Source organism: Sinomicrobium halophytocola (genome assembly GCF_052983395.1).
In genome coordinates, this window is sequence record NZ_JBRKIT010000042.1 from 125,785 (window position 1) to 152,028 (window position 26,244).

The 26,244-nt window shown below is 43.7% G+C and carries 27 protein-coding genes; 10 read left to right on the forward strand and 17 right to left on the reverse strand.

The genetic code is table 11. The features are described from left to right. The first annotated feature begins 155 nt into the window (after nucleotides 1-155). On the forward strand, nucleotides 156-1,121 hold the full coding sequence (locus ACVBDY_RS18880) for an endonuclease/exonuclease/phosphatase family protein (RefSeq protein ID WP_447177022.1): 966 nt from the start codon (nucleotides 156-158) through the stop codon (nucleotides 1,119-1,121). On the opposite strand, the gene ACVBDY_RS18885 is transcribed toward ACVBDY_RS18880, so the two are convergent. The 6 genes from ACVBDY_RS18885 to ACVBDY_RS18910 all read right to left on the reverse strand — a co-directional run bounded on the left by ACVBDY_RS18885 (nucleotide 1,110) and on the right by ACVBDY_RS18910 (nucleotide 5,652). Then, complete coding sequence (locus tag ACVBDY_RS18885; RefSeq protein ID WP_447177023.1) at nucleotides 1,110-1,823, reverse strand: 3'-5' exonuclease; 714 nt, start codon at nucleotides 1,821-1,823, stop codon at nucleotides 1,110-1,112. The genes ACVBDY_RS18880 and ACVBDY_RS18885 overlap by 12 nt on opposite strands. Nucleotide 1,824: 1 nt before the next feature. Then, nucleotides 1,825-2,979 (reverse strand): serine hydrolase domain-containing protein, encoded by a 1,155-nt coding sequence (locus ACVBDY_RS18890; RefSeq protein WP_447177024.1) that lies wholly within the window; start codon nucleotides 2,977-2,979, stop codon nucleotides 1,825-1,827. Nucleotides 2,980-3,044: 65 nt separating this feature from the next. Next, nucleotides 3,045-3,521, reverse strand: a complete 477-nt coding sequence (locus tag ACVBDY_RS18895) for a methylated-DNA--[protein]-cysteine S-methyltransferase (RefSeq protein WP_447177025.1) — start codon at nucleotides 3,519-3,521, stop codon at nucleotides 3,045-3,047. Next, nucleotides 3,518-4,594: a CNNM domain-containing protein gene (locus ACVBDY_RS18900; RefSeq protein ID WP_447177026.1), complete on the reverse strand. Its 1,077-nt coding sequence runs from the start codon at nucleotides 4,592-4,594 to the stop codon at nucleotides 3,518-3,520. Before ACVBDY_RS18900 ends, ACVBDY_RS18895 begins: the two co-directional genes overlap by 4 nt. A 120-nt stretch (nucleotides 4,595-4,714) precedes the next feature. Continuing rightward, nucleotides 4,715-5,188, reverse strand: coding sequence for a hypothetical protein (locus tag ACVBDY_RS18905; protein WP_447177027.1), 474 nt, complete (start codon nucleotides 5,186-5,188; stop codon nucleotides 4,715-4,717). Nucleotides 5,189-5,286: 98 nt separating this feature from the next. Beyond that, nucleotides 5,287-5,652 carry a hypothetical protein gene (locus ACVBDY_RS18910; RefSeq protein ID WP_447177028.1) on the reverse strand — a complete coding sequence of 122 codons (366 nt, stop codon included), beginning with the start codon at nucleotides 5,650-5,652 and terminating at the stop codon, nucleotides 5,287-5,289. A gap of 173 nt (nucleotides 5,653-5,825) precedes the next feature. On the opposite strand from ACVBDY_RS18910, the gene ACVBDY_RS18915 reads away from it, so the two are divergent. Next, entirely contained in the window at nucleotides 5,826-6,884 is a 1,059-nt protein-coding gene (locus tag ACVBDY_RS18915; protein WP_447177029.1) for a DUF3667 domain-containing protein, read from the forward strand. 47 nt (nucleotides 6,885-6,931) lie between these two features. Here the strand turns inward: ACVBDY_RS18915 and hemB are convergent, their stop codons facing one another. From hemB to hemA, 10 genes are all read right to left on the reverse strand, one after another. Next, on the reverse strand, nucleotides 6,932-7,921 hold the full coding sequence (gene hemB, locus ACVBDY_RS18920; protein ID WP_447177030.1) for a porphobilinogen synthase: 990 nt from the start codon (nucleotides 7,919-7,921) through the stop codon (nucleotides 6,932-6,934). Nucleotides 7,922-7,925: 4 nt separating this feature from the next. Then, on the reverse strand, nucleotides 7,926-8,897 hold the full coding sequence (locus tag ACVBDY_RS18925) for a DUF4421 domain-containing protein (protein ID WP_447177031.1): 972 nt from the start codon (nucleotides 8,895-8,897) through the stop codon (nucleotides 7,926-7,928). Next, nucleotides 8,894-9,796, reverse strand: coding sequence for an oxygen-dependent coproporphyrinogen oxidase (hemF, locus tag ACVBDY_RS18930; protein ID WP_447177032.1), 903 nt, complete (start codon nucleotides 9,794-9,796; stop codon nucleotides 8,894-8,896). The genes ACVBDY_RS18925 and hemF overlap by 4 nt, the downstream gene beginning before the upstream one ends. A gap of 15 nt (nucleotides 9,797-9,811) precedes the next feature. Beyond that, entirely contained in the window at nucleotides 9,812-10,309 is a 498-nt protein-coding gene (locus tag ACVBDY_RS18935) for a DUF6973 domain-containing protein (protein WP_447177033.1), read from the reverse strand. Nucleotides 10,310-10,356: 47 nt separating this feature from the next. Beyond that, on the reverse strand, nucleotides 10,357-11,376 hold the full coding sequence (gene hemE, locus ACVBDY_RS18940; protein ID WP_447177034.1) for a uroporphyrinogen decarboxylase: 1,020 nt from the start codon (nucleotides 11,374-11,376) through the stop codon (nucleotides 10,357-10,359). Between the two features lie 61 nt (nucleotides 11,377-11,437). Further along, a complete protein-coding gene (locus tag ACVBDY_RS18945) occupies nucleotides 11,438-12,112 on the reverse strand; it encodes a uroporphyrinogen-III synthase (RefSeq protein ID WP_447177035.1) in 675 nt (224 codons plus the stop codon). Next, nucleotides 12,102-12,794, reverse strand: a complete 693-nt coding sequence (locus ACVBDY_RS18950; RefSeq protein ID WP_447177036.1) for a potassium channel family protein — start codon at nucleotides 12,792-12,794, stop codon at nucleotides 12,102-12,104. Before ACVBDY_RS18950 ends, ACVBDY_RS18945 begins: the two co-directional genes overlap by 11 nt. 72 nt (nucleotides 12,795-12,866) lie before the next feature. After that, nucleotides 12,867-14,621 (reverse strand): TrkH family potassium uptake protein, encoded by a 1,755-nt coding sequence (locus tag ACVBDY_RS18955; RefSeq protein WP_447177037.1) that lies wholly within the window; start codon nucleotides 14,619-14,621, stop codon nucleotides 12,867-12,869. A gap of 168 nt (nucleotides 14,622-14,789) precedes the next feature. Further along, the gene (hemC, locus tag ACVBDY_RS18960) at nucleotides 14,790-15,749 is read right to left on the reverse strand and encodes a hydroxymethylbilane synthase (RefSeq protein ID WP_447177038.1); all 960 of its coding nucleotides are present in this window, start codon (nucleotides 15,747-15,749) and stop codon (nucleotides 14,790-14,792) included. Between the two features lie 84 nt (nucleotides 15,750-15,833). Further along, entirely contained in the window at nucleotides 15,834-17,138 is a 1,305-nt protein-coding gene (gene hemA, locus ACVBDY_RS18965; RefSeq protein WP_447177039.1) for a glutamyl-tRNA reductase, read from the reverse strand. Between the two features lie 200 nt (nucleotides 17,139-17,338). On the opposite strand from hemA, the gene ACVBDY_RS18970 reads away from it, so the two are divergent. The 8 genes from ACVBDY_RS18970 (at nucleotide 17,339) to ACVBDY_RS19005 (ending at nucleotide 25,322) form a co-directional block, all read left to right on the forward strand. Then, complete coding sequence (locus ACVBDY_RS18970) at nucleotides 17,339-18,232, forward strand: AraC family transcriptional regulator (RefSeq protein ID WP_447177040.1); 894 nt, start codon at nucleotides 17,339-17,341, stop codon at nucleotides 18,230-18,232. A 46-nt stretch (nucleotides 18,233-18,278) separates the two neighbouring features. Then, on the forward strand, nucleotides 18,279-18,722 hold the full coding sequence (locus tag ACVBDY_RS18975; protein WP_447177041.1) for a DinB family protein: 444 nt from the start codon (nucleotides 18,279-18,281) through the stop codon (nucleotides 18,720-18,722). A 146-nt stretch (nucleotides 18,723-18,868) separates the two neighbouring features. Beyond that, the gene (locus ACVBDY_RS18980) at nucleotides 18,869-19,588 is read left to right on the forward strand and encodes a ThuA domain-containing protein (RefSeq protein ID WP_447177042.1); all 720 of its coding nucleotides are present in this window, start codon (nucleotides 18,869-18,871) and stop codon (nucleotides 19,586-19,588) included. 172 nt (nucleotides 19,589-19,760) lie between these two features. Continuing rightward, on the forward strand, nucleotides 19,761-20,804 hold the full coding sequence (hemH, locus tag ACVBDY_RS18985) for a ferrochelatase (protein WP_447177043.1): 1,044 nt from the start codon (nucleotides 19,761-19,763) through the stop codon (nucleotides 20,802-20,804). A 178-nt stretch (nucleotides 20,805-20,982) separates the two neighbouring features. After that, nucleotides 20,983-22,347, forward strand: a complete 1,365-nt coding sequence (locus ACVBDY_RS18990; RefSeq protein WP_447177044.1) for an MATE family efflux transporter — start codon at nucleotides 20,983-20,985, stop codon at nucleotides 22,345-22,347. A gap of 81 nt (nucleotides 22,348-22,428) precedes the next feature. Beyond that, a complete protein-coding gene (locus ACVBDY_RS18995) occupies nucleotides 22,429-22,983 on the forward strand; it encodes a CopD family protein (protein ID WP_447177045.1) in 555 nt (184 codons plus the stop codon). 112 nt (nucleotides 22,984-23,095) lie between these two features. Then, a complete protein-coding gene (locus ACVBDY_RS19000) occupies nucleotides 23,096-24,532 on the forward strand; it encodes a sensor histidine kinase (protein WP_447177246.1) in 1,437 nt (478 codons plus the stop codon). Nucleotides 24,533-24,536: 4 nt separating this feature from the next. Beyond that, complete coding sequence (locus tag ACVBDY_RS19005) at nucleotides 24,537-25,322, forward strand: enoyl-CoA hydratase/isomerase family protein (RefSeq protein ID WP_447177046.1); 786 nt, start codon at nucleotides 24,537-24,539, stop codon at nucleotides 25,320-25,322. Between the two features lie 307 nt (nucleotides 25,323-25,629). Here ACVBDY_RS19005 and ACVBDY_RS19010 read toward each other — a convergent pair whose 3' ends face one another. After that, nucleotides 25,630-26,220 (reverse strand): riboflavin synthase, encoded by a 591-nt coding sequence (locus tag ACVBDY_RS19010; protein WP_447177047.1) that lies wholly within the window; start codon nucleotides 26,218-26,220, stop codon nucleotides 25,630-25,632. Between the last annotated feature and the right edge of the window lie 24 nt (nucleotides 26,221-26,244).

The following is a 26,244-nucleotide window of genomic DNA, read 5'->3' on the forward strand; positions in this document are numbered from 1 at the left end:
AAAGGTACATAATTCCGCACTTTCCGAAGGATTTTTATGAAGAGATACTAACATCGTATCCCATCTTTCTGCTTTTCCGGCCCAGCCTGGAAAAATAATTTCCTTGCTTGTCCTGTAATTGCTATTTTAGTCTTGCAAAAACGGACTTTTAGACTATGTTTTTTAAGAAAAAACCTTCTCCGGAATTATATACCATCGGATTTTATAACGTAGAAAATCTCTTCGACATCTATAACGATCCAGACACCCTGGACGACGATTTTACTCCCGGTGGGGTTTTGCACTGGACGAAAAGGCGATATAAAAAAAAGCTATATAAACTGGGGAGAGCCATCGCCGATATCGGTTATGGTACCAGCGGAATGGCACCCGTGCTGGTAGGGCTCGCTGAAGTGGAAAACCGGCAGGTAGTCCGGGAACTTCTCGGATCACGCTCTTTAAAAGATAAAGGTTACGAGCTTATTCATAACGATTCTCCCGATGAAAGGGGGATAGACACCGCGCTTATTTACAGAAGCCGGTATTTTCAGGTACTTGCTTCGGAGACCATACCATTGCTGGTTGACAATAGTAACGGTGAACGCGATTACACAAGAGATATACTGCACGTTACCGGTCTGTTGAACGGACAACGTATTCATATATTGGTAAACCACTGGCCTTCCCGAAGAGAAGGTGGAGAAGATACGGCTTATAAACGCGTGGCTGCGGCACAACGGGTACACGAGGTGATGGATAGCGTAAGAGCCGAAGAAAAAGCCCCCGTGTTTATTATTATGGGAGATTTTAATGACGACCCGTTTTCCAAAAGCATCAGGGAATATTTGGTGTCTCCGGATTTGTATAATCCAATGGAAAAATTACTTTCTCACGACAGGGGCAGTGCCAATTATAATTTTAAATGGAACCTCTTCGATCAGATAGTATTCTCCCGTGATTTTTTCATGGAAGAAAAGGGGACGCATAGTTTTGTAAAAGCAGGGATTTTCAACAAGCGCTTTTTAGCGGAATGGACAGGGAGGTTCAAGAACAGTCCTTTTCGCACCTATGCGGGCAGAAGGTATCTCGGCGGATACAGCGATCATTTCCCGGTATATATTCAGCTGAAACTAAACGTGTAGAATAGCATCTTCAGGCAGTATATCTTCTCCGCGAAACCTGAGAAAGACCTGTGCGGTGGCAACGACATCTTTTTCGCAATAAGTAACGATCCGGTCCAGGTCTTTTTCAGTGTAAAACACATCCCTTACCTGGCTGCCGTCTATATCGTCTTTTGGCGAGGGTACCCGGAGAATGCTGGTGAGCAGTTTCAGGGAGGTGTAATGCTTGTAATCCCCGAACTTCCAGAGTTCCATAGTATCCAGGTGAGGTACTTCCCACGGTTTTTTACCGAACAGGTTCAGTTTAAACGGAATATGTATACTATGTATTACCATACGGCGGGCAATGTACGGAAAGTCAAATTCTTTACCATTATGGGCACACAGGAGGTGATATGATTGACTAAAATGGCCCTCCAGAAGGTTCTTGAATTCTGTGAGAAGTTGCTTCTCCTCCCCGAGAAAAGATGTTGTTCGAAATTGCTTTTCGTTGTTTCTGGACACAAAGTAACCTACCGATATACAGACTATTTTTCCGAATTCCGCCCATATTCCCGCCCGGTCATAGAATTCTTCCGGAGTGTATTCATCTTTACGTTGGTATTCGGTCTTTTGGCTCCAGAGTTGCTGTTGTGTTTCGGAAAGGTTATTAAAATCTTCTTCTTCGGGCACGGTCTCAATATCGAGAAACAGTATATTCTCTAAAGGGATTTTGTGTAACATATTATTCCTGGTTTAGCATGGTATAAGCTTCTTCAATATAGGTATAAAAATCAGAGCTATGCGGATCGTCATTGGTTTGTTCTCCTTTACGGTGCCCCAGACGCACCAGGATAAGGTTGTCTTCCGGAATGGCTATGACGTATTGCCCCAGGTGCCCGCGCATATAGAATATTTGTTTGTTCCTGTAATTGCTTAGCCAGAAGCCATAACCGTATTGAGGGGAATCGGGAAATCTAGGGGTTACGGACCTGGCTACGAAGGAAGAATCGAGCAGTTGTTTCCCGTTCCATTTGCCATAGTCTTTATACAGTTTTCCGAAGCGGGCAAAATCGCGGGCATTGCTGGCTACGCAGCAATAAGCCTTTTCCAGGCCGTCTTTTTCACTGTCCAGTTGCCATAAGGCATCGCTTTCCGCACCCATAGGCTTCCAGAATTTTTCCGAAAGATAATCGGAGATGGTCTGCCCGGTAGCCTTTTCCAGTATCATGGCCAGAAGCGCGGTGTTTCCGCTAAGGTATTTATAGGATTGGCCCGGTTCTTCCGAAACCTTTAGTCCGAGGATGATATCCCGAAGGTTGTCGTCAAAATAAGCCCTGGTGGTGACGGAGAACGGGCTGTAATAAGATTCATCCCAATTGAGCCCGCTGGACATGGAAGAGAGATCGCCAACGGTCATATGTGCGGCCATACCATCCGAAAATTCGGAAAAGAAATCGCTTACCGGTTGGTCAAGCCCCTTTATTTTGTCTTCCATAATAGCCTTTCCCAACAGGGCGGAGACGATACTTTTGGCCATGGAGAAAGAATTGCTCCTGGAATCTTTGTTGTAATCTTCATAATATTTTTCATACCATAGACTATCATTTTTAATGATCAGAAAGGCAACGGTACCCAGTTCTTCATTGATGGTCTCGAGTTTTTCGGTAGCCACGGCCTTATTGTAGTCTTTATGGATAAACCACGGTTGCGGGGTTGCACTTTTAATCACCCGGTTATCAAAAGCGGTATAATCTTCCAGGTAAGCGGTGTCGTGGCCGGTACCATAAGTAACAATTACAGCTTTTATGAGGTAATCATATCCAAACAGGTACAATGAGGCTATAAGTACGATCAACAGGATAAAGAGCCACTTGAAAAAAATCTTTAGAAATCTCATGGAAAGGACGGATTTAACGAAGTTAAAGATAGTTAATTATCGGGGGAAATCAGACGATTCCATTTTCAGAACAGCGATTGTTGTTTATACGGGCTTTCGTGTTCGAGCAGCCATTTCTTTCGCCACAGGCCTCCCGCATAACCGGTTAGCGAACCGTCATTGCCGATGACACGGTGACAGGGGATGATGATCCACAAAGGATTCCTGGCATTGGCTCCGGCTACCGCACGAATGGCTTTTACATCACCAAGTCTTTTGGAGAGTTCCAGGTAGGACATGGTTTTGGCAAAGGGTATTTTCAGGAGCTCAGCCCATACCCTTTTTTGAAAATCCGATCCTCCCGGGTTTAGTTTCAGGTCAAATTCATGGCGTTCTCCTGCAAAATATTCCCGGAGCTGGTATACACAATCTTCCAGTTCTTCCGGAATAACTTCATCGTACTTTATGTCTTCGGCATTAAGGACAGATATAGCAGAAATACCATTTTCGTCCCCGGTTATTTTTGCAGGGCCAAGAGGTGTTTTCAGGTATACTGTTTTCATAATTCTTCTTCGGTATCATCAATAATGCCCAGCCTTTTGGCCCTGAGCTGCCAGTTTCGCCTGGCGAGGACCTGAAGGTCTTCGACATTATCGCTTTCATCCACGATTTCCAGCCCCAGAAGGGTTTCTATGACATCTTCCATAGTGACCAGTCCGCTTACGGACCCATATTCATCTACAATAAGGGCAATGTGTTCCTTTTGCAGTATAAAGCTCTCAAACAGGCTGGGTATAGGCAGGCTTCTCTGGATAACCAGTATATTACGTCGGATATCTGCGAGTTTAAGGTGGCCGTTACCGTCAATGATTTCCTCCATAACTTCATCTTTGAGGATAAATCCCGTGATGTTATCCGGATTGTCTTTGTAGACAGGGATCCGGGAGAAACGTAGCTTTGGGTTGTTTTTAAAAAAAGTTTCTATGGTCAGGTCTTCGGAGGCCGTTTTTATAACGGTCCTGGGGGTCATAATGTCCCTGGCATATACCTCGTTGAACTGCAAAAGGTTTTTAATGATCTTGCTTTCTCCCTGTTCAAAGACACCTTCCTGCTCTGCTATATCTGCCATGGCAGAAAAATCTTCCCTGCTGAAGACCGATTCATGGGCCTGTTTACCCCCGATGAGCCGGGTTGCAAGGCGCAGTATCCATAAAAGGCCCGTATATTGTAAAGGGAATATAATCAGATTCAGTGCTTTTGAAGTAAAATTAGCGAGTTGTTTCCAGAAAGTAGCGCCGATGGTTTTCGGGATGATTTCGGATACTATGAGGATAAGAGCCGTCATGATTGCCGACACGATACCCACGGCATTGTTACCACTGCCGAACGTTTTTTCGGCCTGTACCCCGACCAATATGGCTCCTACGGTGTGTGCCACCGTATTGAAGGTGAGTATGGCTATCAATGGTTTGTCCACATCTTTCTTTAATGCCTCCAGGTTGGCGGCATAACTCTTGCCTTCCTGTTTTTTCAGGTTTATGAAAGTCGGTGTTATACTTAATAAAACAGCTTCCAGGACGGAGCACAAAAAAGAAAAGAGTATGGATATGACAGCATATAGGATTAATAAAGGCATTTCGATTATATATTTATATGTGCTAATTTAGGAAATAAAAGCCAAAGGGAGAGCGTGAAAGGAGGATATGAAGAGGGCAAAAGAAAAAGGCCACGAGGAAATACCGCGTGGCCTTTTTTCCTAATGGAAAGCCTCTGTATTGAGGTGTCTTACAAAACGGTCGGCCTTGTATAGGATAGCTTCCGCTTCAAGAGGGTTTTCATAAGAATCGTCGAATACGGAAATAACGTAAGGACTTCCTTGTCCCTTTTTGGTAAAAACCATAGCGATATGCTGTAGAATAGCTTTGGAATTTTCACCGTTCTTCCAGGATTTTTGTATACTGCAGGCGTCAAAATCCTCCAGGTCAACTACATTGAAATCTCCTTGTTTTTTGTGGTAATTCAGCAGTTTTTTCCCCTCGGTATCCGATACGAATATATAATTGGCTATACTGACAGTATCTGTTTTTCTAATATTATTGTCCGAACATATTTTTGTAATGTGATTGTTCAGCTTTTTCTTTTTCACATTTTCTTTGGCCAAAATATAAATGATAGGGGCCATAAAGATAAACAGGAACGCAATTCCCATTTCCAGAGATATTATATCCATCTTTTCTTTTTTTGATTAATAATAAGGGTACGGCCATATCGTCCGGATAGTGCAGGGGTGCACCCGGAGTATTGCCGGTTCAGAAGAGAGATTGTAAATCAATAAAAAAAATGGAAAGGGAATATAAGTTGTTCTATGTGATGCTTAAGATCGGCAGTTTTGGTAAGACCCACAAATTTGGTAAGTGTATCAGGTCGGTCCGGTAATGTGTTATGCAATAATTCCGGAACAGGAAGTCCGGAAGGCAGAAGTTTTATTTTACCGGAAAAAAAAGTACGTGAAGATTCTTCTTCACTCATAATACCCACAAAGGCAGAAGCTTTTGCAATACTCAGCGAAGTGCGATCTTTTGTATTGTGCGATATGGTCTTTACCTGTGTTCCGGGGAAAGGTCCCAGGACAGAAGCCAGCCAGAACAAAACGAAAGATAAGGCTATGTATATCTTATACTTTTGCTTTTTCACGACGCAAAATTACTTTAAAACAGTATTATGCAAACTAAATCGAAGTTAAAATTTTAGATGATCTCTATGAAAGACCCCTGCCTGAAGGAAATTTTCATCATTTTTTACACTGCTATTGTTTTTCATAAGGGGTTTTTATTATTTTTATCCGCACCCCGATTTGTATTTGTTTCATGAAAAATAAAGAGAAGTTACCGTTTTGTCTTAATTGCGGGACCGCATTGGGAGAAAAGGAAAATTACTGCCCTTCCTGCGGACAGGAGAACTGGGATCAAAAAGTGCCACTGAAGGCATTTCTTGCAGATTTCTTTTCTACATATCTGAATTTTGATTCCACCCTATTTAAAACAGCCCCGGTATTTCTGTTTAAACCTGGCAAGTTGACCAATGTTTATAACAAAGGGAAAAGGAGGGTATATCTCAACCCTATCCGCCTGTACCTCGTAATGTCCCTGTTTTATTTCTTTGCGATAAGCCTTATCATACCCCGTAACCTGTTCGATCGTGTAATGGCCGGGGATTATACGGGTATAGTTGGAGATGGCGGAATATTGGAGAGACCGGAGGTAAAGAATGCCCTGAATGAGAAGGACAAGGCAGAACTGGATAGCCTGCTGAATCAGGCACAGGCTAAAAACCCCGGTGTTCTGAGCGGACTGGATACACTTACGACCAAACTCGGGAATTCTTCCGAAGGAAAATTAGGATGGAAAGAACTTAAACTCCTGGCACAGGACCCGATGGTATCGGACAGTGCATTCGGACTGGCTGTGGAAAAAAGTACTCTCAAAGGAGTAGATTTTGTCAGTTTGGAAGGAAAGCGGAATTTCGTGGCCAACTCCAATCTTTTCCTGGTAGGTTTTGCACGGAACCTTCCGGTGATGATGTTGTTTTTATTGCCCTTTTTTGCACTGATGTTAAAGCTCCTTTATGTACGGGGGCCCTGGTATTATGTGGAGCACCTTATACACGGGCTTCACCTTCACAGTTTTGCTTACCTCGTGTATGGTATAGGTATTGTTATGATTCATTTAAAGACGGCAAACACCAATTGGGTTTCCGTTATTTCGTTCGTTTTGGTATCGGCCTACGCCTATATTTCCCTGCTGAATGTCTATAAACAGGGATGGTTCAAGACTCTTTTAAAGTTTAATGTACTGGGATTCGTGTATTTCCTTCTTTTTTGGATAGCCTTGTCCTATGAATTGTATCTTTCCTTGCGGTTCTTGTAAAGGATATCGGGGAATATGCGGAAATGCGGATATTCCCCGAAGGATATTTATTTTAAGAGACGGATAGCGTCTTTGGCAAAATAAGAAGCTATGATGTCTGCCCCCGCACGTTTTATAGCGGTAAGTTGTTCCAGGACTACCGCATCGTGGTCCAGCCAGCCTTTTTCTGCTGCCGCTTTTATCATGGCATATTCTCCGCTGACCTGGTAAACGGCTACGGGTACGTCAAATTCATTTTTTATATCCCGCACGATATCCAGGTAGCATAGACCGGGTTTTATCATAACGATATCCGCTCCTTCATCAATATCCATTTCAGTTTCGCGCAGGGCTTCAATGCGGTTACCGTAATCCATCTGGTAAGTTTTTTTGTCTTTCGGAATATCTTTCCGGTCAACCGGGGCAGAGTCCAGGGCATCCCGGAAAGGGCCGTAAAAGGCAGAGGCATATTTCGCGCTGTAACTTACAATACCGGTTTCAGTAAACCCATCGTCTTCCAGGGCTTCACGGATAGATAATATACGGCCGTCCATCATATCGCTGGGTGCTACGAAATCGGCTCCGGCCCGGGCATGAGAAAGGCTCATCTCCGTCAGGGCGTCTACAGACTCATCATTCTGTATAATCCCGTTTTCTACAATACCGTCATGTCCATAAGAAGAATAAGGATCAAGGGCAACATCTGTCATAACTACCATTTCCGGAACGGCATTTTTAACGGTTTTTATTGCCCGTTGCATCAGGCCGTCCGGGTTTATGGCTTCGGTACCTTTATTGTCTTTCAGGTTATCGGCAACCTTTACAAACAGGAGGACGGATTTTAATCCCATTGTATATAACTCCTTTACTTCCTTTTCCAGCAGGTCCAGGCTGTAGCGGTAATAGCCGGGCATGGAAGCGATCTCTTTCCTCAGGTTATTACCTTCTGTAACAAAGAGCGGTACCAGAAAGTCGTTGGGTGTAATAATGGTTTCCCGAACTAATGAGCGAATACTTTCATTGGTGCGGAGGCGCCTATTGCGTTTTAGAGGATACATAATATTATGGTTTTATCTTGAGTTTGTCATTAATTTTATCTGCCTTACGGACCAGCTTCTCCGATGCCTTAAACCGGTAACCTATAAAAATTTGCAAAAAAGGAATATTGTCCTTTATATAGGTTGAATGATCCGTACTGTGGTTCAGAAACAGGTAACTGTAATGCAGGCCTGTATAAATATTAGAAAGATCATATGTCAATGAGCCTTTAAGGTTTAATTCGGTTAAGAGAGACGTAAACGATCCTTCTTCGGAATTCGAGTGGTTCAGACCGATGCCTGCCGAAACACCGGCCGATAACAACAGGTTCTTTGCAGGTATCAAATTGTAATAATAAGCCGGTGCTAATGCGATGTCAAACAAATGGAACTCCTGGGTGAACGAGTCCATGTTGATATTTAATTTGGTATAATAGTATACAACCCCGGGAATGAAACTTCCGGCGTTTTGTAGTTGTTTCTCGTCTTGAGAAACGATAGCCCGGTATGAAAATTTATCATTTAAAATATAAGACGTGGCCCCGCCAATTTTAAAGGATTTCATTTCAGGATAATAGGGACTTAAAGTTTCATAGTTGACAAAAAAACCTTTTTGGTGGTATAAATCAAGAGTTTGCATCCACTTACCAAAATAAGCTCTTAAGTTCAGGTTGAATAATTTTGAGCGTCTATTATCTTTATTCTCTGCCAGGAAATCGGGCGCAACGGAAAAGGAGACCGAAATGTTCCTGAAAGCCACCGAAGCACCGATGCGATCCTGTTTATTGGGGACTAACCTGATCGCATCTTTTGAATTTTTGTCATTTAAATTAAAGGAATTCGAGGTGTTCACATAAAACAAACGCGTTGTAATCCTATTGGGAAATGATTCGATATGATCATCCTTTTTATCATAGATAACTTCTTCTGCGGTTTCCTGGGAAAAAGTTGGAAATCCGGAAAAAAGAATAAAAAAGGTTGAAAATAATCGTTTCATACCCAGGATTTAGGTTTTTTAAGAACTTCGAGCAACCTTGCTTCCTCACTTCCCTTTTCCGGATGATGGTCATAGACCCATTGTACCCGGGGAGGGAGGCTCATCAATATACTTTCAATACGCCCATTGGTCTTTAGTCCGAACAAGGTGCCCTTATCGTGGACGAGGTTGAACTCTACATACCTGCCCCGGCGGATCTCCTGCCAGGTACGGTTAGTTTCGGAGTACGGCAGTTCTTTCCGGCGTTTGACAATAGGGAGATAAGCGTCCAGGAAACTGTCCCCCACTCCGGTAACAAAGGCGTACCAGTTTTCTGCGGACATTTCTTCGGAAGGCTTACAGTAATCAAAAAACAGGCCGCCTATGCCGCGGGATTCACCTCTATGTGTATTCCGGAAGTAATCGTCGCATTTCTTCTTAAAGTCCGGGTAGAAATCCGGGTGGTATCTGTCACAAACGGTTTTACATACCTTGTGAAAGTGTACCGCGTCTTCATCGAACAGGTAATACGGGGTAAGATCCTGTCCGCCCCCGAACCACCGGTCTACGATGTCCCCGTCTTTGTCATACATTTCAAAATAGCGCCAGTTAGCATGTACGGTAGGGACAAACGGATTTTTCGGGTGGAGAACCAGGCTGAGTCCGCAGGCAAAGAAATCGGCATCTTTAACGTTAAAATAATTTTGCATGGATTCCGGAAGTTTTCCGAAAACACGGGAAATGTTTACGCCTCCTTTTTCAAAGACCCCGCCGTTCTCTATAACCCGCGTACGTCCCCCGCCACCGCCGGGACGCTCCCATAGATCTTCCCGGAACTTTGTCGTGCCGTCCTCTTTTTCCAGGCCGGAAGTTATGGTGTTTTGAAGATCTTCTATATATTGATAGAATTTGTGTTTCATTAGTGTCACCGGTTTTTATTCTTCTTCAGTGTGGACCAGTCCGGAACAATCTGCATCGGAAGGAACGGTTATTCTCTTGCTTTCCGCGATAGCATTCTTCAGATATGCTGTTATATTACTGTCTGACAGGTCTTTTTCATTGTGTGGCCATGTCTCGAATATTTCTCTGCCTATAGCATTATTGTGCAGGTCCATGACTTTAGCGAGCTCTTTATTAGGAGCAAATTCTTCATGCCAATCCGTTATTGTTTTTGCCCAATCCAGGGATTTTTCCCTGCTCCCGTTCCATTTCATGGCTTCACGGGCAATCAGTATATTCCAAAGGGCATGCCGAAAAGCATTGGCCCTACCGTTGCCCCGGTGTTTTTTTGGGAACAGGTTACCGGCAATACGAAGGCTCCTTGTCGTTGCTTTTGCCGTTGGGATAAGCATAAGCGGATGCTTCGCAAACAAAACCATAAGGCTTAGGATTTGCCGGAATTTCAGATGCCGGATTAATTTCCATAACGACATAGTCCCTTATTTTTAAGCTACATCTCGTTCTGCCGGACGCTACCGCCTCAATATTCTTTTACCGCGTCTATGAATGCCCTGGCATGGTCTACCGGGATATTAGGCAGGATGCCATGACCGAGATTTACAATGTAGCGATCTTTACCGAATTCGTCTATCATCTGGTGTACCATTTTTTTGATGGTTGCCGGGGGAGATAACAATCGTGAAGGATCGAAATTTCCCTGGAGGGTTATTTGTCCCCCGCTCAGATAACGCGCATTACGGGCCGAACAGGTCCAGTCCACGCCTAGTGCGCTGGCCCGGCTCCTGCCCATTTCGTGAAGCGCAAACCAGCATCCTTTTCCAAATACGATTACTTTGGTATGAGGAGCCAGTGCCTCCACGATCCGGTTGATATACTGCCAGGAAAATTCCTGATAATCTACGGGAGAAAGCATACCTCCCCAGCTGTCGAAAATCTGGATGGCATTACAGCCTGCTTTTACCTTTTCCAGGAGATAGGCTATGGTGGTATCGGTTATTTTTTGCAATAGTCTGTGTGCGGCTTCGGGCTGTGAAAAACAAAAACCTTTTGCCGTGTCAAAACTTTTGGAACCTTTTCCTTCCACCGCATAGCAGAAGATGGTCCAGGGAGAGCCCGCAAACCCGATAAGGGGAACTTCATCATTGAGTTCCTGTTTGGTGAGTTTTATAGCATCCATGACATATCCCAGGGTCTCGTGGATGTCCGGTACCGTTACCTTGTCGACATCATGTGATGACCGGACGGGATTGGGAAGCCAGGGGCCGATATTTTCTTTCATCTCCACATCAATACCCATAGCCTGGGGAATGACCAGAATATCCGAAAACAGTATGGCGGCATCGGGTTTTACGATACGGATGGGTTGTATGGTAATTTCGGCAGCAAGTTCCGGGGTGCGGCAACGGGTAAAGAAATCGTACTTGTCGCGTAACGCACGAAACTCAGGCAGGTATCTTCCGGCCTGACGCATCATCCATACCGGGGGACGTTCTACAGTCTCTCCGTTGAGGGCCTTCAAAAACAGGTCGTTTTTTATCATAGATTATACTGTTATTTAGGTAAGGAGGGATATACAATGGTATTTTGCCGCCCTCCGGGATTTATATCTTTTTAAAAAATTTTGCAACCTTTGCAATAACGCTTTCCACTTCGGGCGTATTGGCTATTACAATGTTCTTCGTTACACCTATTAGGGCTTTTGCCGTAGTGGAACCGATGCAAAAACAAATTTCATCGGTGATATTATTTTCCGTCAGGAAACTCTCCACACCGGAAGGACTGAAAAAAAGAATTCCTGCCGGCCGACTCTCTATTTTACGTGGAGCCAGATATGTGGTGTAGGCTTCCATCTCGTTAAAGTCGATATGATGTGCCGAAAGCGTTCCCGGGAGATCATCGTTTCTTAAATTGCCGCAAAAAAATGTAAACCTGTGATTTGCATAATTTTGAAGGATCTCCGTAGTGAGTTCTTTGGCATAGTCTTTTCGCACCAAGACTTTAAATCCGTTCCGTTCCAGCAATGCCGCTGTTTTTTTACCTACACAAAAACTGGGTTTACTTTTAAGCGTTTCACTGTTTTTATGTAGTAATACACTTTTTACGGCATTGCTGCTTGTAAAAATAATATAGTCCCGGACATGGATGAGGTCCACATCCCTGTATACTATCTTTATGAAATCTGCCTCTATCAGCCGAAAGCCTGCATGTAGCAAAAGATCTCTTTGGCTGGGAAGCAGTTTCTTCGTAGATAATATGCGAGGATTGTCATGCTTCATTCATGGAACAGAATTTGGCAATATCTTTATTGGCGCCGAAAACCACGAGAACGTCATTGGCCATGACCACAGTGTCCTTGTTTACGGCCCCCATGACTTTGCCCAGGGATTGCCTGGTACCGAAAAAGGTCGTTTTGATCTCTTTGCGGATAATGGTAATGATATTGAGATTATATTCGTTCCGGAAATCGATATCCTGAAGAGTTTTTCCTTCAAAATCGGGCAGGGCCTTAATTTCGGATACGGAGTGGTCAGGGTCCAGTTCGAAATTGTTGATCATACTTTTCAGGTTGATCTTTTTGGCTAGCGCCTCGGCAAATTCCTGTTCCGGATGAACGATAATCTCTATTCCCATGGCATGCAGGACCGTATCGTGAATGGCCGAAAGTGAACGACTTATGATTTTTGCTGTGGACAGTTTTTTAATAATCGCGGTTGCAATAATCGTGGCTCCTTCGTTTTCCCCTATGGCAATGACAGCGATATCCGCACTTTTAAGGGGAATAGATGCGTAGGCCATTTCATTGGTAGCATCCATACATACGGTATGGGCAATCGTATCCTTCAAACGGTCTACCTTTTCCATTTTGTTATCCACACCGATAACTTCATTTCCCGTTTCGGTCAGGTACGCGGCCAGCGATGACCCGAAGTTGCCCAGTCCGATAATTATAATTTTCATACGTCCTTATTTTAAAGAGGAAGGCTGTACCAAACCGGTTTAATGCCTTCCGGGATCGGTCTTTGTTAAAAATCAGTTTATTAAAATATTCTCTTCCGGATACTGATACGAATGGGATTGTATACGACGGAGCATACCTATGAGTAAATTGAGTAATCCTATCCTGCCGAAAAACATGACAAAGACGAGTACATATTTGCTCGGATCGCTGAGTTCCCCGGTAATACCGAGAGATAGCCCTACGGTACTGTACGCTGAAAAAACTTCGAATGCAATCTGGATCAGCGTGAATTTTTTTTCGAATATCAGTAATAACAATATGGCATTCCCGATGACGATCAGGGAAATGCATATAATGGCAAAGGCCCTTCTTACGGATTGGTTGTTTACCTTTCGTGTTCCGATCTCTATGTGTTCTTTGCCTTTTGCCGTGGCTATGATGTTGAGGGTGGCCAGTGCAAAGGTACTGGTTTTTATACCACCTCCGGTAGATGCCGGTGATGCCCCGATCCACATCAGTAATATGGTAAAGAGAATAACAGGCATTGTTAGTGCCGAAAAATCTACCGTATTAAAACCAGCGGTCCTGGTAGTTACAGACACAAAACTGGCGGTAGTGAACTTGCCCCAGAAACCCTCGTGGTCTTTGAGTGTATTATTCAGTTCTCCGAAGAAGACAAATACGGTGCCTATAAAGAGGAGGATAGAGGTGCTGACAATTACAATTTTGGAATTCAGGGTCAGTACCCTTACCGGTTGTTTGAATTTTCGGAATGTAATGAGGTTCAGCAGCAGTTGCTTGGCATACTTAATAAAGTTAAAAGCTATATTATAACCCAGTCCGCCGAGAATAATGAGATACATGATGATCCACTGAAAAGTATAGGCATGACTGATGTTCTGATCGTAAAGTCCGTCCGATAACGTGGAAAAACCGGCATTGCAGAATGCGGATATGGAATGGAAAATTGAGAAAAACAACTTGTTTTGTATGTCGGGTATATCGTGCACGGAATAAAAGATAAAGATGGTACCGACCAGTTCCAGTCCGAAAGTGAAAATCACGACCTGCATAGCCATTTTCAATACATCATTTAATTGCTCGGTGCCCATGAGGTCTCTTATATTAAGGCCTTCCTGGAACGAAGTCCCTCCCTTGAAGAAAAAAGCAAAGAACGATGTAAATGTGAGCATACCAATTCCTCCGAGCTGAATAATGATCAGGATAATAGTTTGCCCCAGCGAGGTGAATTCCGTGGCGGTATCCATGACAATAAGACCAGTTACACAAACGGCGCTTGTGGAGGTAAAAAGAGCATCGATATAACGGATACCGTTGGTTGTAGCATTCGGAAGCATTAACAGGAAAGAGCCTATCAGTGCTATAACCATAAAACTGCCTATGAACAGGATCAACGGATTGTGATACACCGTATAAAGTTTGCGGAGAAGGTGGGTGAGCCGGAGTAAAAAATACAATATAAGCCCAATATCAATAAGATAAGATATATCCCGTATTTTATGAATACTGTCAAAGTCCCCGAGAAAGAAAACAGTAAGAGTTATAACTACGGTACTTATAAGAACAATGAGATTGGCCTTGTACATCCGGTTTACCGTGGGGTTTTTGGATATGTAGAGTCTGGCGAAGTTCAGGACAACAAGAGCAATAGCTATTAACAGCAGGGTCAGTGACTTGTTGTAAATAAGGTGGTAATCTGTCTTGTACCCGAAATCGATAACCAGAAATACGATGAGGATTATATCCGTAAAGCCGTAAATCTTGGAAAGAGGGCTTTTATAGTTTTTTAAGTTTTTTTTAGGCATCTTTCATCCGAAATATTTTCCTCTCATTACCCGTAATTGTCGGGATATGAGTGGCAAACAAATGTGGTGCAAATTTCATAATAAATTATATAAACTAAAAAGATAAAGAGGGTTTTTAAAAAATAAAGTCCGTAGCGGAGTTTTATTCCCGGTTCCCGGAAGTGTTTTTTATGAAGAAACCTGGCTGTCAGGGCCTTTAGTTTCATGTAGTTTTATAAGATGCAGGGTCTCCTTCCCTCCGTTTTCCAGGATTTCCAGGGCACATGCTTCTCCAAAGCGGAGATAGTCCTGCGATATTATCTTTCGGGTTACGATGTGCCTTCTCTTTCCGTCCGGGGAAAGCAAGACACCGGTAAAGGTTATTTCATGGTTTTTTATTTCCGCTTTGGCACCGATGGGTGCCGTACATCCGCCTTCGAGTACACGCAGGAACTGTCGTTCGATATATGTGCATATTTCGGTTTCCCTGTGGTTTAGTTTCGAAAGGCATTCTTTGCTGTATGAATCGTTTTCCAGGGCTACCGCCAGCATAGCACCCTGTGCGGGAGCGGGGATCATCCAGTCCAGTGCGACACAATGTTCCGGGTTGATCTCTGTTCCGGTAAAAGGAGAGATTCTTTCGAGCCCGGCAGCGGCAAAAATAGCACCCTGCCAGTTGCTGTCCTGTAATTTCCGCATACGGGTATTGACATTGCCCCTGAGGTTTTCTACGGAATGTTCAGGGTAGCGATGAAGCCATTGTGCTTTCCGGCGCAGGCTGCCTGTAGCTATGGTCCCTGTTTTTTCAAGGAAAGAGAGGGCTCCCTTATGGACCAGTACATCTGCGGCATCTGCCCTTTGTAATACGGCCGCCTGAACAATGCCTTTTGGTAGGGCTGTGGGAACATCCTTCATGCTGTGTACGGCAACGTCTATTCTGCCCTGTATCATGGCAACGTCAAGAGTCTTGGTGAAGATACCGGTAATTCCGAGTTCATACAACGGCTTGTCCAAGATAATGTCTCCATCCGATTTTACCGGGACTATCTCGGTCCGGCAACCCAGTTGTTCCAGGCCGTCTTTTACTTTGTTTGCCTGCCACAAGGCCAGTTCGCTGTCTCGGGTTCCTATACGGATAGTTTTTTCCATGATTTCGGTTTTACCACATCGGGAAAGATAAGGTTTTCCCGGTATTTCATGTGGCCGGAGGTTGTTAGCGGGTTATTTGTATCTTCAATTGGAAGCAGCTTTGGAGACTTTTTCTTCGGGAACGGATACGGAACTGCCATTGGGATTGTCCAGTTGGAACACCTTTTTAATAAGCTCCAGGCTTTCGTCTGCAGAAGAATTGTTTTCTTTCAGATGATTGGCAAAATGCGTAGTTATCTTTTGTATGATGCGGTTGCCTATGATTTCCGCCTGTTCGTCATTGAAGCCGTTTATTTTTTTGCGCTGAAAATCCAATTCGGCGTCTTTGAGAGATTTCAGCTTCTTTTTAAGCGCCTTGATGGTGGGGGCAAATTTTCTTGTGCCCAGCCACTCCGTGAATTCGCTTTTAACTTCGTCTATAATATCCTCTGCCTGGGGTATAAAGGTTTTTCTTCGTTCCAGGGCCTGATCGGTCATCCGGGAAAGGTGATCCAGGTGTACCAGGGTCGCGTGGTCCGTTCCGGCTATGGCACTGTCCACATTTTTAGGAACAGAAAGGTCGAGGATCAGCATTTCTTTTCCGGCGGGGATAAGGTCGGCAGAAACTGTGGGAGACTGGGCGCCGGTAGCAACGATCAGGATGTCACATTTTTCAATCTCCGAAGAAAGCTCCGAAAGATCCTTGACCGAGAGGTTGAATTTTCCGGCTATTTTTTCGGCTTTGCCTTTTGTTCGGTTTATAAGTGTAATATGGTCGTTCCCTGTGTGTTTGATCAGGTTTTCACAGGTATTACGGCCTATTTTTCCGGTTCCGAAAAGCAATATGTTCTTTTCGGATACGTTTTTCACGTGATTGAGAATGTATTGTACGGATGCAAAAGAAACGGAAGTTGCCCCGGAAGACAGGTCGGTTTCGTTTTTAATGCGTTTGCTGGCCTGAATAACAGAATTGCACAAGCGTTCGAGAAATGCATTGGCCGTTCCGTGTTTGCGGGAAAGGACAAAACTCTTTTTTATCTGTGCTATGATTTCGAAATCGCCCAGTATCTGGCTGTCCAGGCCGGTGCCTACACGGTACATATGAGTAATGGCCTCATTGCCTTTGTAAACATAAGCGACCTGCTGGAATTCTTCCACGCTGCCGTTGGAATTGTCGCAAAGTAATTTGATAAGCTGAAAAGGATGCTGTGCAAAACCGTATATTTCCGTACGGTTACAGGTAGAAATAACCAGGGTCTCATCCAGGCCTTCTTCTTTGGCCTGTTGAAGCAAAATAGTCTTTCTCTCTTCATCCAAGCTGAATTTACCCCTAATTTCCGCATCTGCCTTTTTGTAGCTCAGTCCTACAACGTAAAAATATTTTCCCCGGTTAAGGTTGTAATTTTCCATTAGGTAATTTCTAAAATCGGAACAAAAGTAAAATACCTTCTTATAAAAAAATAACGCTCAAAGAACTTTTTATGACGCTTTAGGAAATTTTTGTCCTTTTGGATGGCATTATGGCCCAAATACTGTAAATTTGTAGTAATATCAACGGTTTAAAAAACATCAGTTTAGAATAATTCTAAATAAAAAACACCAATTAGACCATGGTTATAGAAGATAAAAATATCGCTATAAGTTCTGCTGATGAGATACAGCTCGAAGAAGGCTTTTCTATCTTAAGGCTTCAAAATGAAGAAAGTACCGATCAGCATATAATCCGGGAGATAGACTGTAGTTTTATTCAGTTCCATTTTTGTCTCCGGGGCAGTTCCAGGTTCAATTTTAACGACGGGCGGTATCACCTGCAGGTGGAAGAAGAACAGTCTTTATTACTGTACAATCCGCAGCGCGATCTTCCCATAGATCTGGAGATGGCCCCTAAGGCCCAGCTTGTTTCATTGCTGATATCCATTAAAAAGTTTCATTCTCTCTTCTCGCATGAAGCAGATTACATACATTTTTTGAGTGAAGATAACCGGGATAAAAAATATTATAACAATGCAGAAATATCCCCGGCAATGATGGTAGCGCTCAACCAGATGATACATCATAACCTGCACGATTCGGTAAAGCGGCTTTATCTCAAAGGAAAGGCATATGAGCTCATGGGGTTGTATTTTAACAAACCGGAAGATGCGGATATAGAACAATGTCCTTTCCTGGTTGATGAAGAAAACGTGGCCAGGATCCGAAAGGCGAAAGATATTATCATCGCCAATATGGCGGAGCCCCCCGGGCTGGAAAGCCTGGCTAATGAAGTGGGGCTCAATCTCAAAAAGCTGAAAACCGGGTTCAAGCAGATATACGGCGATTCCGTCTACAGTTTTCTTTTTGACTACAAAATGGAGTATGCCCGTAAAATGCTCGAAGGAGGCGCACACAATGTCAATGAAGTGGGCTTTAAGATCGGGTATAGCACGGCGAGTCATTTTATTGCCGCTTTTAAGAAAAAATACGGGACTACCCCCAAAAAATACCTGATGTCGCTTAACGGGTAAGCGATGGCCGGTATTTCCTCCTCCGAAAAAATCAAATGTTTCTGAAATGAAGGAAATCATATTCAGGTTGGAAGACCTGTTGGCTAAAGGAAAGAAGTTCCTGGAAAATATGCCTTTGGAGCAGATCGAACACAAGGTTTCCGAAAGTAAATGGTCCGGAAAAGAAATACTGGGACATCTTGTGGACTCCGGAATAAATAACCTCGTGAGGTTTGTGGAAATTTCTTCTGGCGAAATGCCCTATCGGCTAAAGGAATATGACCAGGACGCGTGGGTGCGGACAAGCGATTACCAGAACACACCGTTGCCCGAAGTGCTGGAATTATGGTTGCTGGTCAACAGGCAAATATTACGGGTAATAAAAGGGCAAAAAGAAGAGACTATGGTTAAGGAGGTGCTTCTGAGCAGTGGTCGGACTATCGATTTCCGTTTTCTGATAAACGACTATACCGACCATATGGAACACCATTTGAAACAGGTAATGCGTTAAAAAAACGGGAGCCGGTCCTATAATCCACAACTAATCATTAAATTTGGAATTCTTTTGAATGAAAATCCCGTTTGCGGTGCCGGAAAAGGTTCCGGACGTGAAAACTTAAACAGTTTCTTAGAAACACGTAATCAGAAATATTTGGAATGAAACTAACCTCAACGCTCCTCGTTGTACTGTTATCCGTAATGTCTTTAGGGCTTTACGCGCAAAAACAGCAAAATGTACTGGTTTTTACCAAGACTGAAGGATTTCGTCATGAGTCGATAGAAGTCGGTGCGGCGCTGATCGAAAAACTCGGGCAGGAAAATCATTTTAACGTGACGCATTCGGAGGATGCCTCTCTTTTTAATAAAGACACGCTGTCTCATTATAATGTCGTCATATTTTTAAATACTACGGGAGATATTCTTAACGAAGATCAGCAAAGGGCTTTTGAATTTTTTATGGAAAAAGGAGGCGGTTTCGTCGGTGTACACGCGGCTTCCGATACGGAGTTTGACTGGCCCTGGTACGGGATGCTGGTAGGAGCGTATTTTGATAGTCATCCGAAGATTCAGGAAGCGAAGATACAGGTGAAGATGCCGAGCCATTCTACCTGCTCGCATCTCGGTGAAACCTGGACACGTACGGACGAGTGGTATAACTTCAAGAATATTAGCCCCAATATAAAGGTCTTGCTCAATTTGGATGAGTCTTCTTATGAAGGCGGAACCAACGGGCCTTCTCACCCAATAGCCTGGTATCAGGATTTCGCCGGAGGACGTTCTTTCTATACCGGAGGCGGACATACGAAAGAATCCTATAGCGAAGAAGCTTTTGTTAAACACCTTCTGGAAGGGATCAAATATTGCCTGTTCCGGTAATTGCAGTATTGGATTTTGTACTTCAGGAAGATGATCTGATAATCCCGGAGAAAGATATCCGTGGATAAAAACCGCGATAAATTCTGGTTATGCGACATTGACAAAAAAAAGGGAAACCTTCCGTTTAAACCTCAAATAATGCCTATTTTTATCCGAAATTTAGAACAAGAGGATGAAAGGTGTTTTATTAGTCAATCTGGGTTCGCCGGACAGCACAGAAGTAGAAGATGTAAAGAAATATCTCGACGAGTTTTTAATGGATGAAAGGGTAATTGATGTTCCCTGGATTCTAAGGGCTTTTATAGTAAAGGGCATAATTTTAAGAACACGTCCCAAAAACTCGGCCGAAGCTTATAAAAGGATCTGGTGGGATGAAGGATCTCCCCTTATAGTACTGTCCAAAAGGTTACGGGAAAAGGTAGAAGAGCTGGTATCTGTGCCTGTAGCCCTGGCTATGCGTTATGGAAACCCGTCTCTGCAGGCTGGTTTGGACGAATTGCATAAGAAGGGAGTAACGGAAGTATTGCTTATACCGCTGTATCCGCAGTTTGCTATGGCCACTACCGAAACCATACTGGTGCTGGCCGAAAAGCTCCGGAAAAAATATTTTCCGGAGATGAGCTTCACTACCCTGCCCGCTTTTTACAACCATCCGGATTATATCCGCGTATTAGCGGTTTCCATAGAAGAAGCGCTTCAGGGTAAAGAATGGGAGCACCTCCTGTTTTCCTATCACGGGGTCCCCGAAAGGCATATCCGGAAATCCGACGTTACTAAGTCGCATTGTAAGATAGATGGCAAGTGTTGTCATACACCTTCTCCGGCACATCAGTTTTGCTACAGGCACCAGTGCTATGAGACTACAAAACAGGTAGCTTCCTATCTCGGTCTAAAAGAAGGTGCTTATTCTACATCATTTCAGTCGCGTCTGGGGAAAGATCCCTGGTTACAGCCATTTACAGATAAAACCGTTGCTGCATTTGCGGAAAACGGCACCAGGAAAATGGCAATAGCCACCCCGGCCTTTGTTTCCGATTGCCTGGAAACCCTGGAGGAGATAGGCATGGAAGCGAAAGAGGATTTTCTGGAAAAGGGAGGTGAAGAATTTCATGTGGTCCCCTGCATCAATGACAGGGAAGATTGGGTGAAAGTACTTGCCCGCTGGATGGATGAATGGGCGAACCAGGGAGAAGAGATGATAACTGTAAAGAAATAGATCAAGTTTAAAATATTTTTTGCCCTGTTACGACAACATTAAAAGGGGCAGTATGGCAGTATGATTTTCGGATGCCAACCCATCGTTTGGCAATCATTACCCCGAAAGTTCCGCTTTTACTTTTCGTATCGGTCAGGATGCGTATGGCGGATTTTCGGGATTTGACATTTAAAAGATTATGGCGAGTATTTCATCAAAAGACCTGGGAGACCAACCTATAGGTAAATTACTGATAAAACAGGCAGTGCCTGCATCTATAGGTATACTGGTAATGTCCCTGAATATACTTATAGATACCATATTCGTGGGTAACTGGATAGGATCTATAGCCATTGCTGCTATAAATGTAGTGTTACCCGTATCTTTTTTCATTGCGGCACTGGGTATGGCTATCGGTATAGGCGGTGCTTCCATTATATCCAGATCTCTCGGCGCAGATAATCCGCAGAAAGCCCGCTATACTTTTGGCAACCAGATCACCCTGACACTTATAGTTACGCTGGCCTTTGTAGCGGCCGGACTCACCTTTGCAGATTCCATAGTATCCAGTTTCGGAGGTAAAGGAGCTATTTTTGATCCCGCCAGGGTGTATTATGTTATAGTGTTATACGGAGTTCCCATTCTTGCCTTGTGCATGATGGGGAATAATGTGATCCGGGCGGAGGGCAAACCCAAATTCGGTATGGTGGCCATGATGATCCCGTCTGTAGGCAACCTTGTTCTCGACTATATTTTTATCAACCTGCTGGATTATGGTATGTATGGGGCCGCATGGGCCACTACAGGGTCGTACTTCCTTTGTTTTGCCTATATTATCTGGTTTTTCCGATCCGGGAATTCCGAGCTAAAGATCGGCTGGAAGCACCTTGCCCTGCGTATGGATATAGTGAAGGAAATAGGGGCGCTGGGTTTTGTAACCCTGGCCAGGCAGGCCGTAGTGAGTATCACCTACCTGTTTGTAAACAATATACTCTATCACCTGGGTGGAGAAGCTTCGGTTACCGTATATGCCATTATAGGGAGGATGCTTATGTTTGCCCTTTTCCCGGTACTGGGCGTAACGCAGGGCTTTTTGCCAATAGCCGGGTTTAATTATGGTGCCGGGAAGTATCCCAGGGTAATAGAAAGTATTAACATAGCTATTAAATATGCAGCTTTGCTGGCCTTGCTGGTTTTTGCCTTTATCATGTTGTTTCCCGATGCCATAGTCCGGGTATTTACTACCGATGCGGATGTCGTGAATAATACGCCCTATGCCATGCGCTGGGTTTTTGCAGCGACCCCTGTTATTGCCATTCAGCTTATCGGGGCAGCTTATTTTCAGGCAGTGGGAAAAGCTATTCCTGCACTGTTGCTTACGTTGACAAGGCAGGGTTTTTTCTTCATTCCCCTTATACTCGTACTTCCCCGTTTTTACGGAGAGTTAGGGGTGTGGATATCATTTCCGATAGCAGATCTCCTGTCCACGCTGGTCACTGGATTTTATCTGAATAAAGAGATTCGACAGAAGTTAAAACCGGCAATTTCGGCGGAAAGCGAATAATATCGGGCAAAATTCCCTGTTGGCTAAAATGTCTAATATGCCGATATTATTCCTAAATTTATCAGGACAAATCAGCTTAGCATGACAGATTATTATAATTACATCAAATCATTACATCTTATATTTGTAATCACCTGGTTTGCGGGCCTGTTTTATATTCCCCGTCTGTTTGTCTACCAGGTGGAAGCCTCTCAAAAACCATCTCCTGAAAAAGAAATACTCGGAAAACAGTTGAAGATCATGGCCAGAAGATTGTGGTATATTATTACATGGCCATCAGCTATACTTGCCATTATCTTTGCAGTATGGTTACTTTTTTTATACCCGTCCTGGTTAAAAATGGGATGGATGCATATCAAACTTTTTTTTGTGTTTTTGCTTGTCCTGTATCATTTGAAAACACACAGTATATTCAAACAATTACAAAATGACGGCACCGTAAAATACTCTTCCGGCTTTATGCGTATCTGGAATGAAGGGGCTACGATCCTCCTTTTTGCTATTGTATTTCTGGTTATTTTGAAAAACAGTATAAACTGGATTTTCGGAGTGCTGGGCATTATAGTTCTGGGAATTTTGCTTATGTTAGGGATACGTTTGTATAAACGCATACGTGAAAAGAATCCGGACGCCTGAAAGTAAGTGGCCCGGAGTTTGTTGTGTTCGGTTTGCAAACCGGAACAAGTATAAAATTTAATTCGTACCATTGGATAAAAGAATGTCATTAAGGCTGCGTATTTTCGTTACCATGATCCTGTTGGTACTTGTGGCCTTTGTGCTTATTGCCGGGGTTACGATATTACAGTATAAACAACAATCCGAAGAATATCACCGGGAGCGCATGGAGCGCAAAGAAGACCAGGTTATAGCCAGCATAAACTACACGCTCGAAACCACCACCTGGCCCGCAACTACAGAAAACCTGAAGTATATTTTCAGGAATGAGATCTACAAGATTTCCGACGTGCAGAATGTGTCTTTTAATATTTATGACCTGGAAGGAGATCTTGTTGTCAGTTCCAAACCTTATTCCGAAGAGGATTCCACCATGCTTAAACTGAACGATTCCATACGGGATCATATAGCCATGAGTCCGTTCAAAAGATATGTGGAAAAGCATATGGCAGCCGGTGACCGGTACAGGTCTTCTTATTCGTATATCACCGATATGCGGTTTAAACCCATTGGCATACTCAATATACCGTATTTCGAGGACGATTCGTTCAACAACAGGGAGCTTCGTTCCTTTTTGTTCCGCCTGGGCGGGGTTTATGTATTTATTCTTATCATAGCCATATTTCTGGCCTATTTTATATCCAAGTACATTACCAGGTCACTGAAAACGATAAGTGATAAGCTACAGGAGACCAGGTTCAGTTCTGGGGTGGCCAATAAAAGGATCGTATTGGATCATGCCAGCGAAGAGATATACAACCTGGTAAACGCTTATAACAGTATGGTGGATGCCCTGGAAGGCAGTGCGATAAAACTTGCCAGGAGTGAGAGAGAACAGGCGTGGAGGGAAATGGCGAGGCAGGTGGCTCATGAGATCAAAAATCCGCTTACCCCTATGCGGCTGAGTGTGCAGAATTTCCAGAGGAAATTTGATGCTTCCGATCCGGATATGGAAAGAAAACTCAACGAATTTTCCAGAACACTGATACAGCAGATAGATACGATGAGCAGTATAGCTTCGGCTTTTTCCAATTTTGCCAGTATGCCCGCCCAGCAAAACGAAACATTGAATGTGGTGGAAATCGTAAGATTGGCCCTTGATATTTTTACCGAGGATTATATCGTATTTATAACCCATGAAGAAGAAGTTGTCGCCAAGCTGGATCGCACACAACTTATAAGGGTGATTACCAACCTGGTGAAAAACGCCATACAGTCCATACCCGAAGAAAGAGCGCCAAAAGTAGTAGTCTCGGTATTTTCCGAGGGGGATAAAGTGAAAATAACGGTAGCCGATAATGGTATCGGTATTGCCGAAGAAAACCGGGATAAGATATTTGAACCCAAATTTACGACCAAAACCAGTGGCATGGGCCTCGGACTCGGAATGGTAAAGAATATTGTGGAAAACTATAAGGGAAGTATTAACTTTACATCGCAACCCGGCAAAGGGACAGTTTTTACCATTGTTTTTCCCAAACAACAACCGGAAGAAGAACCAAAAAAATAGCGTAATGGAAGAATACAAAAATATTTATGTAGAAGAAGATAACGGCATTGCCTTTATTACCATAGATCGTCCGGCAAAACTCAACGCATTGAACAGGGAGACCATAGAAGAACTGCACGATGCGTTTCAGGAAAATGATGAAGATCCGGATATAAAGGTCATCATCATTACCGGAAGCGGGGATAAAGCTTTTGTGGCAGGTGCCGATATATCTGAATTTGCCGGTTTTTCTGTAAAAGAAGGGAGTGCCCTGGCAGCAAAAGGACAGGAACTGTTGTTTGATTTTGTAGAAAATCTCTCGACCCCTGTTATTGCCGCAGTAAACGGATTTGCCCTCGGTGGCGGATTGGAACTTGCTATGGCATGCCATTTCCGTGTGGCATCACACAATGCCAAAATGGGGTTGCCGGAGGTATCACTCGGGGTAATTCCGGGTTATGGAGGAACACAAAGACTACCGCAGCTTGTCGGCAAGGGCAAGGCTATGGAGATGATAATGACTGCCGGGATGATCAATGCGGAAGAAGCAAAAAGCTACGGCTTGGTCAATCATGTGATCGCACAAGAGGAATTACTGGAATATTGCGAAAATATAGCGCTCAAGATCAGTAAAAATTCCGGTGTAGCTATCGCTGCCGTAATACAGGCAATAAATGCAGGATATAAAGACGGGGTGGATGGATACCGGGCTGAAATACAAGCTTTCGGGAACTGTTTCGGTACGGAAGATTTTAAAGAAGGGACTACCGCATTCCTGGAAAAGAGAAAAGCAGAATTCCCCGGGAAATAAGTATGTAATTCCTTTTTTTATTAACTGCGTATTTTATTCCCGGAAACCAATCTTTTCCTTGTGTATGAATATAGGCATCGGTAAAATAAACCTGCCTTTATATGAATAAGGGACGAAACGCATTACGGTTTCCGAACAATACCGATCCGGTTTTGCGGAATATATCACCAGAAATTCCCCGGATTAAATCCCATTAAATGGGTCTTATTCCTCGATGCTCTGCATCGAAATGAGCTAAGGTTCGTTCATTTGAATGCCTCGCGGGCTTGCCCTGAGGTAGTTGATTAAGGATGCGGAAATTTTTCTCCTATTTATGAAGTTCCAGTAACCGGGCTACATATTTTCCTACCACATCAAATTCCAGGTTAACCACAGTGCCTGTTCTGTAATTCCTGAAATTTGTGTGTTCATAAGTATAAGGAATAATAGCCACACTAAAAAAGTCGGTTCCGGAATCAACGACCGTAAGGCTGGTGCCGTCAATGGTTATGGAGCCCTTTTCTATGGTAATGTTACTCGAAGACGCGTCGTAGGTAAATGTAAACAACCAACTTCCGTTCGCGTTTTTTATATCCGAACACACCGCAGTCTGGTCCACATGGCCCTGAACGATATGTCCGTCCAGCCTGTCCCCCAGTTTCATGGCACGTTCCAGGTTTACGGTATCTCCTTTTTTCAGGTTGCCCAGTGAAGACCGTTCCAGGGTCTCCTTAATAGCGGTTACGGTATATTCGTCTCCGTCCAGGGAAACCACGGTGAGACATACGCCATTATGCGAAACACTTTGATCTATTTTTAACTCGGAAGTGATACTGCTTTTAACAGAAATGTGCAAATTGTCCTTCTCCGGAACAAGATTTGTTACCGTTCCGAGTTCTTCGATGATCCCTGTGAACATTCTTTCGTATTTATTGGTTAATTT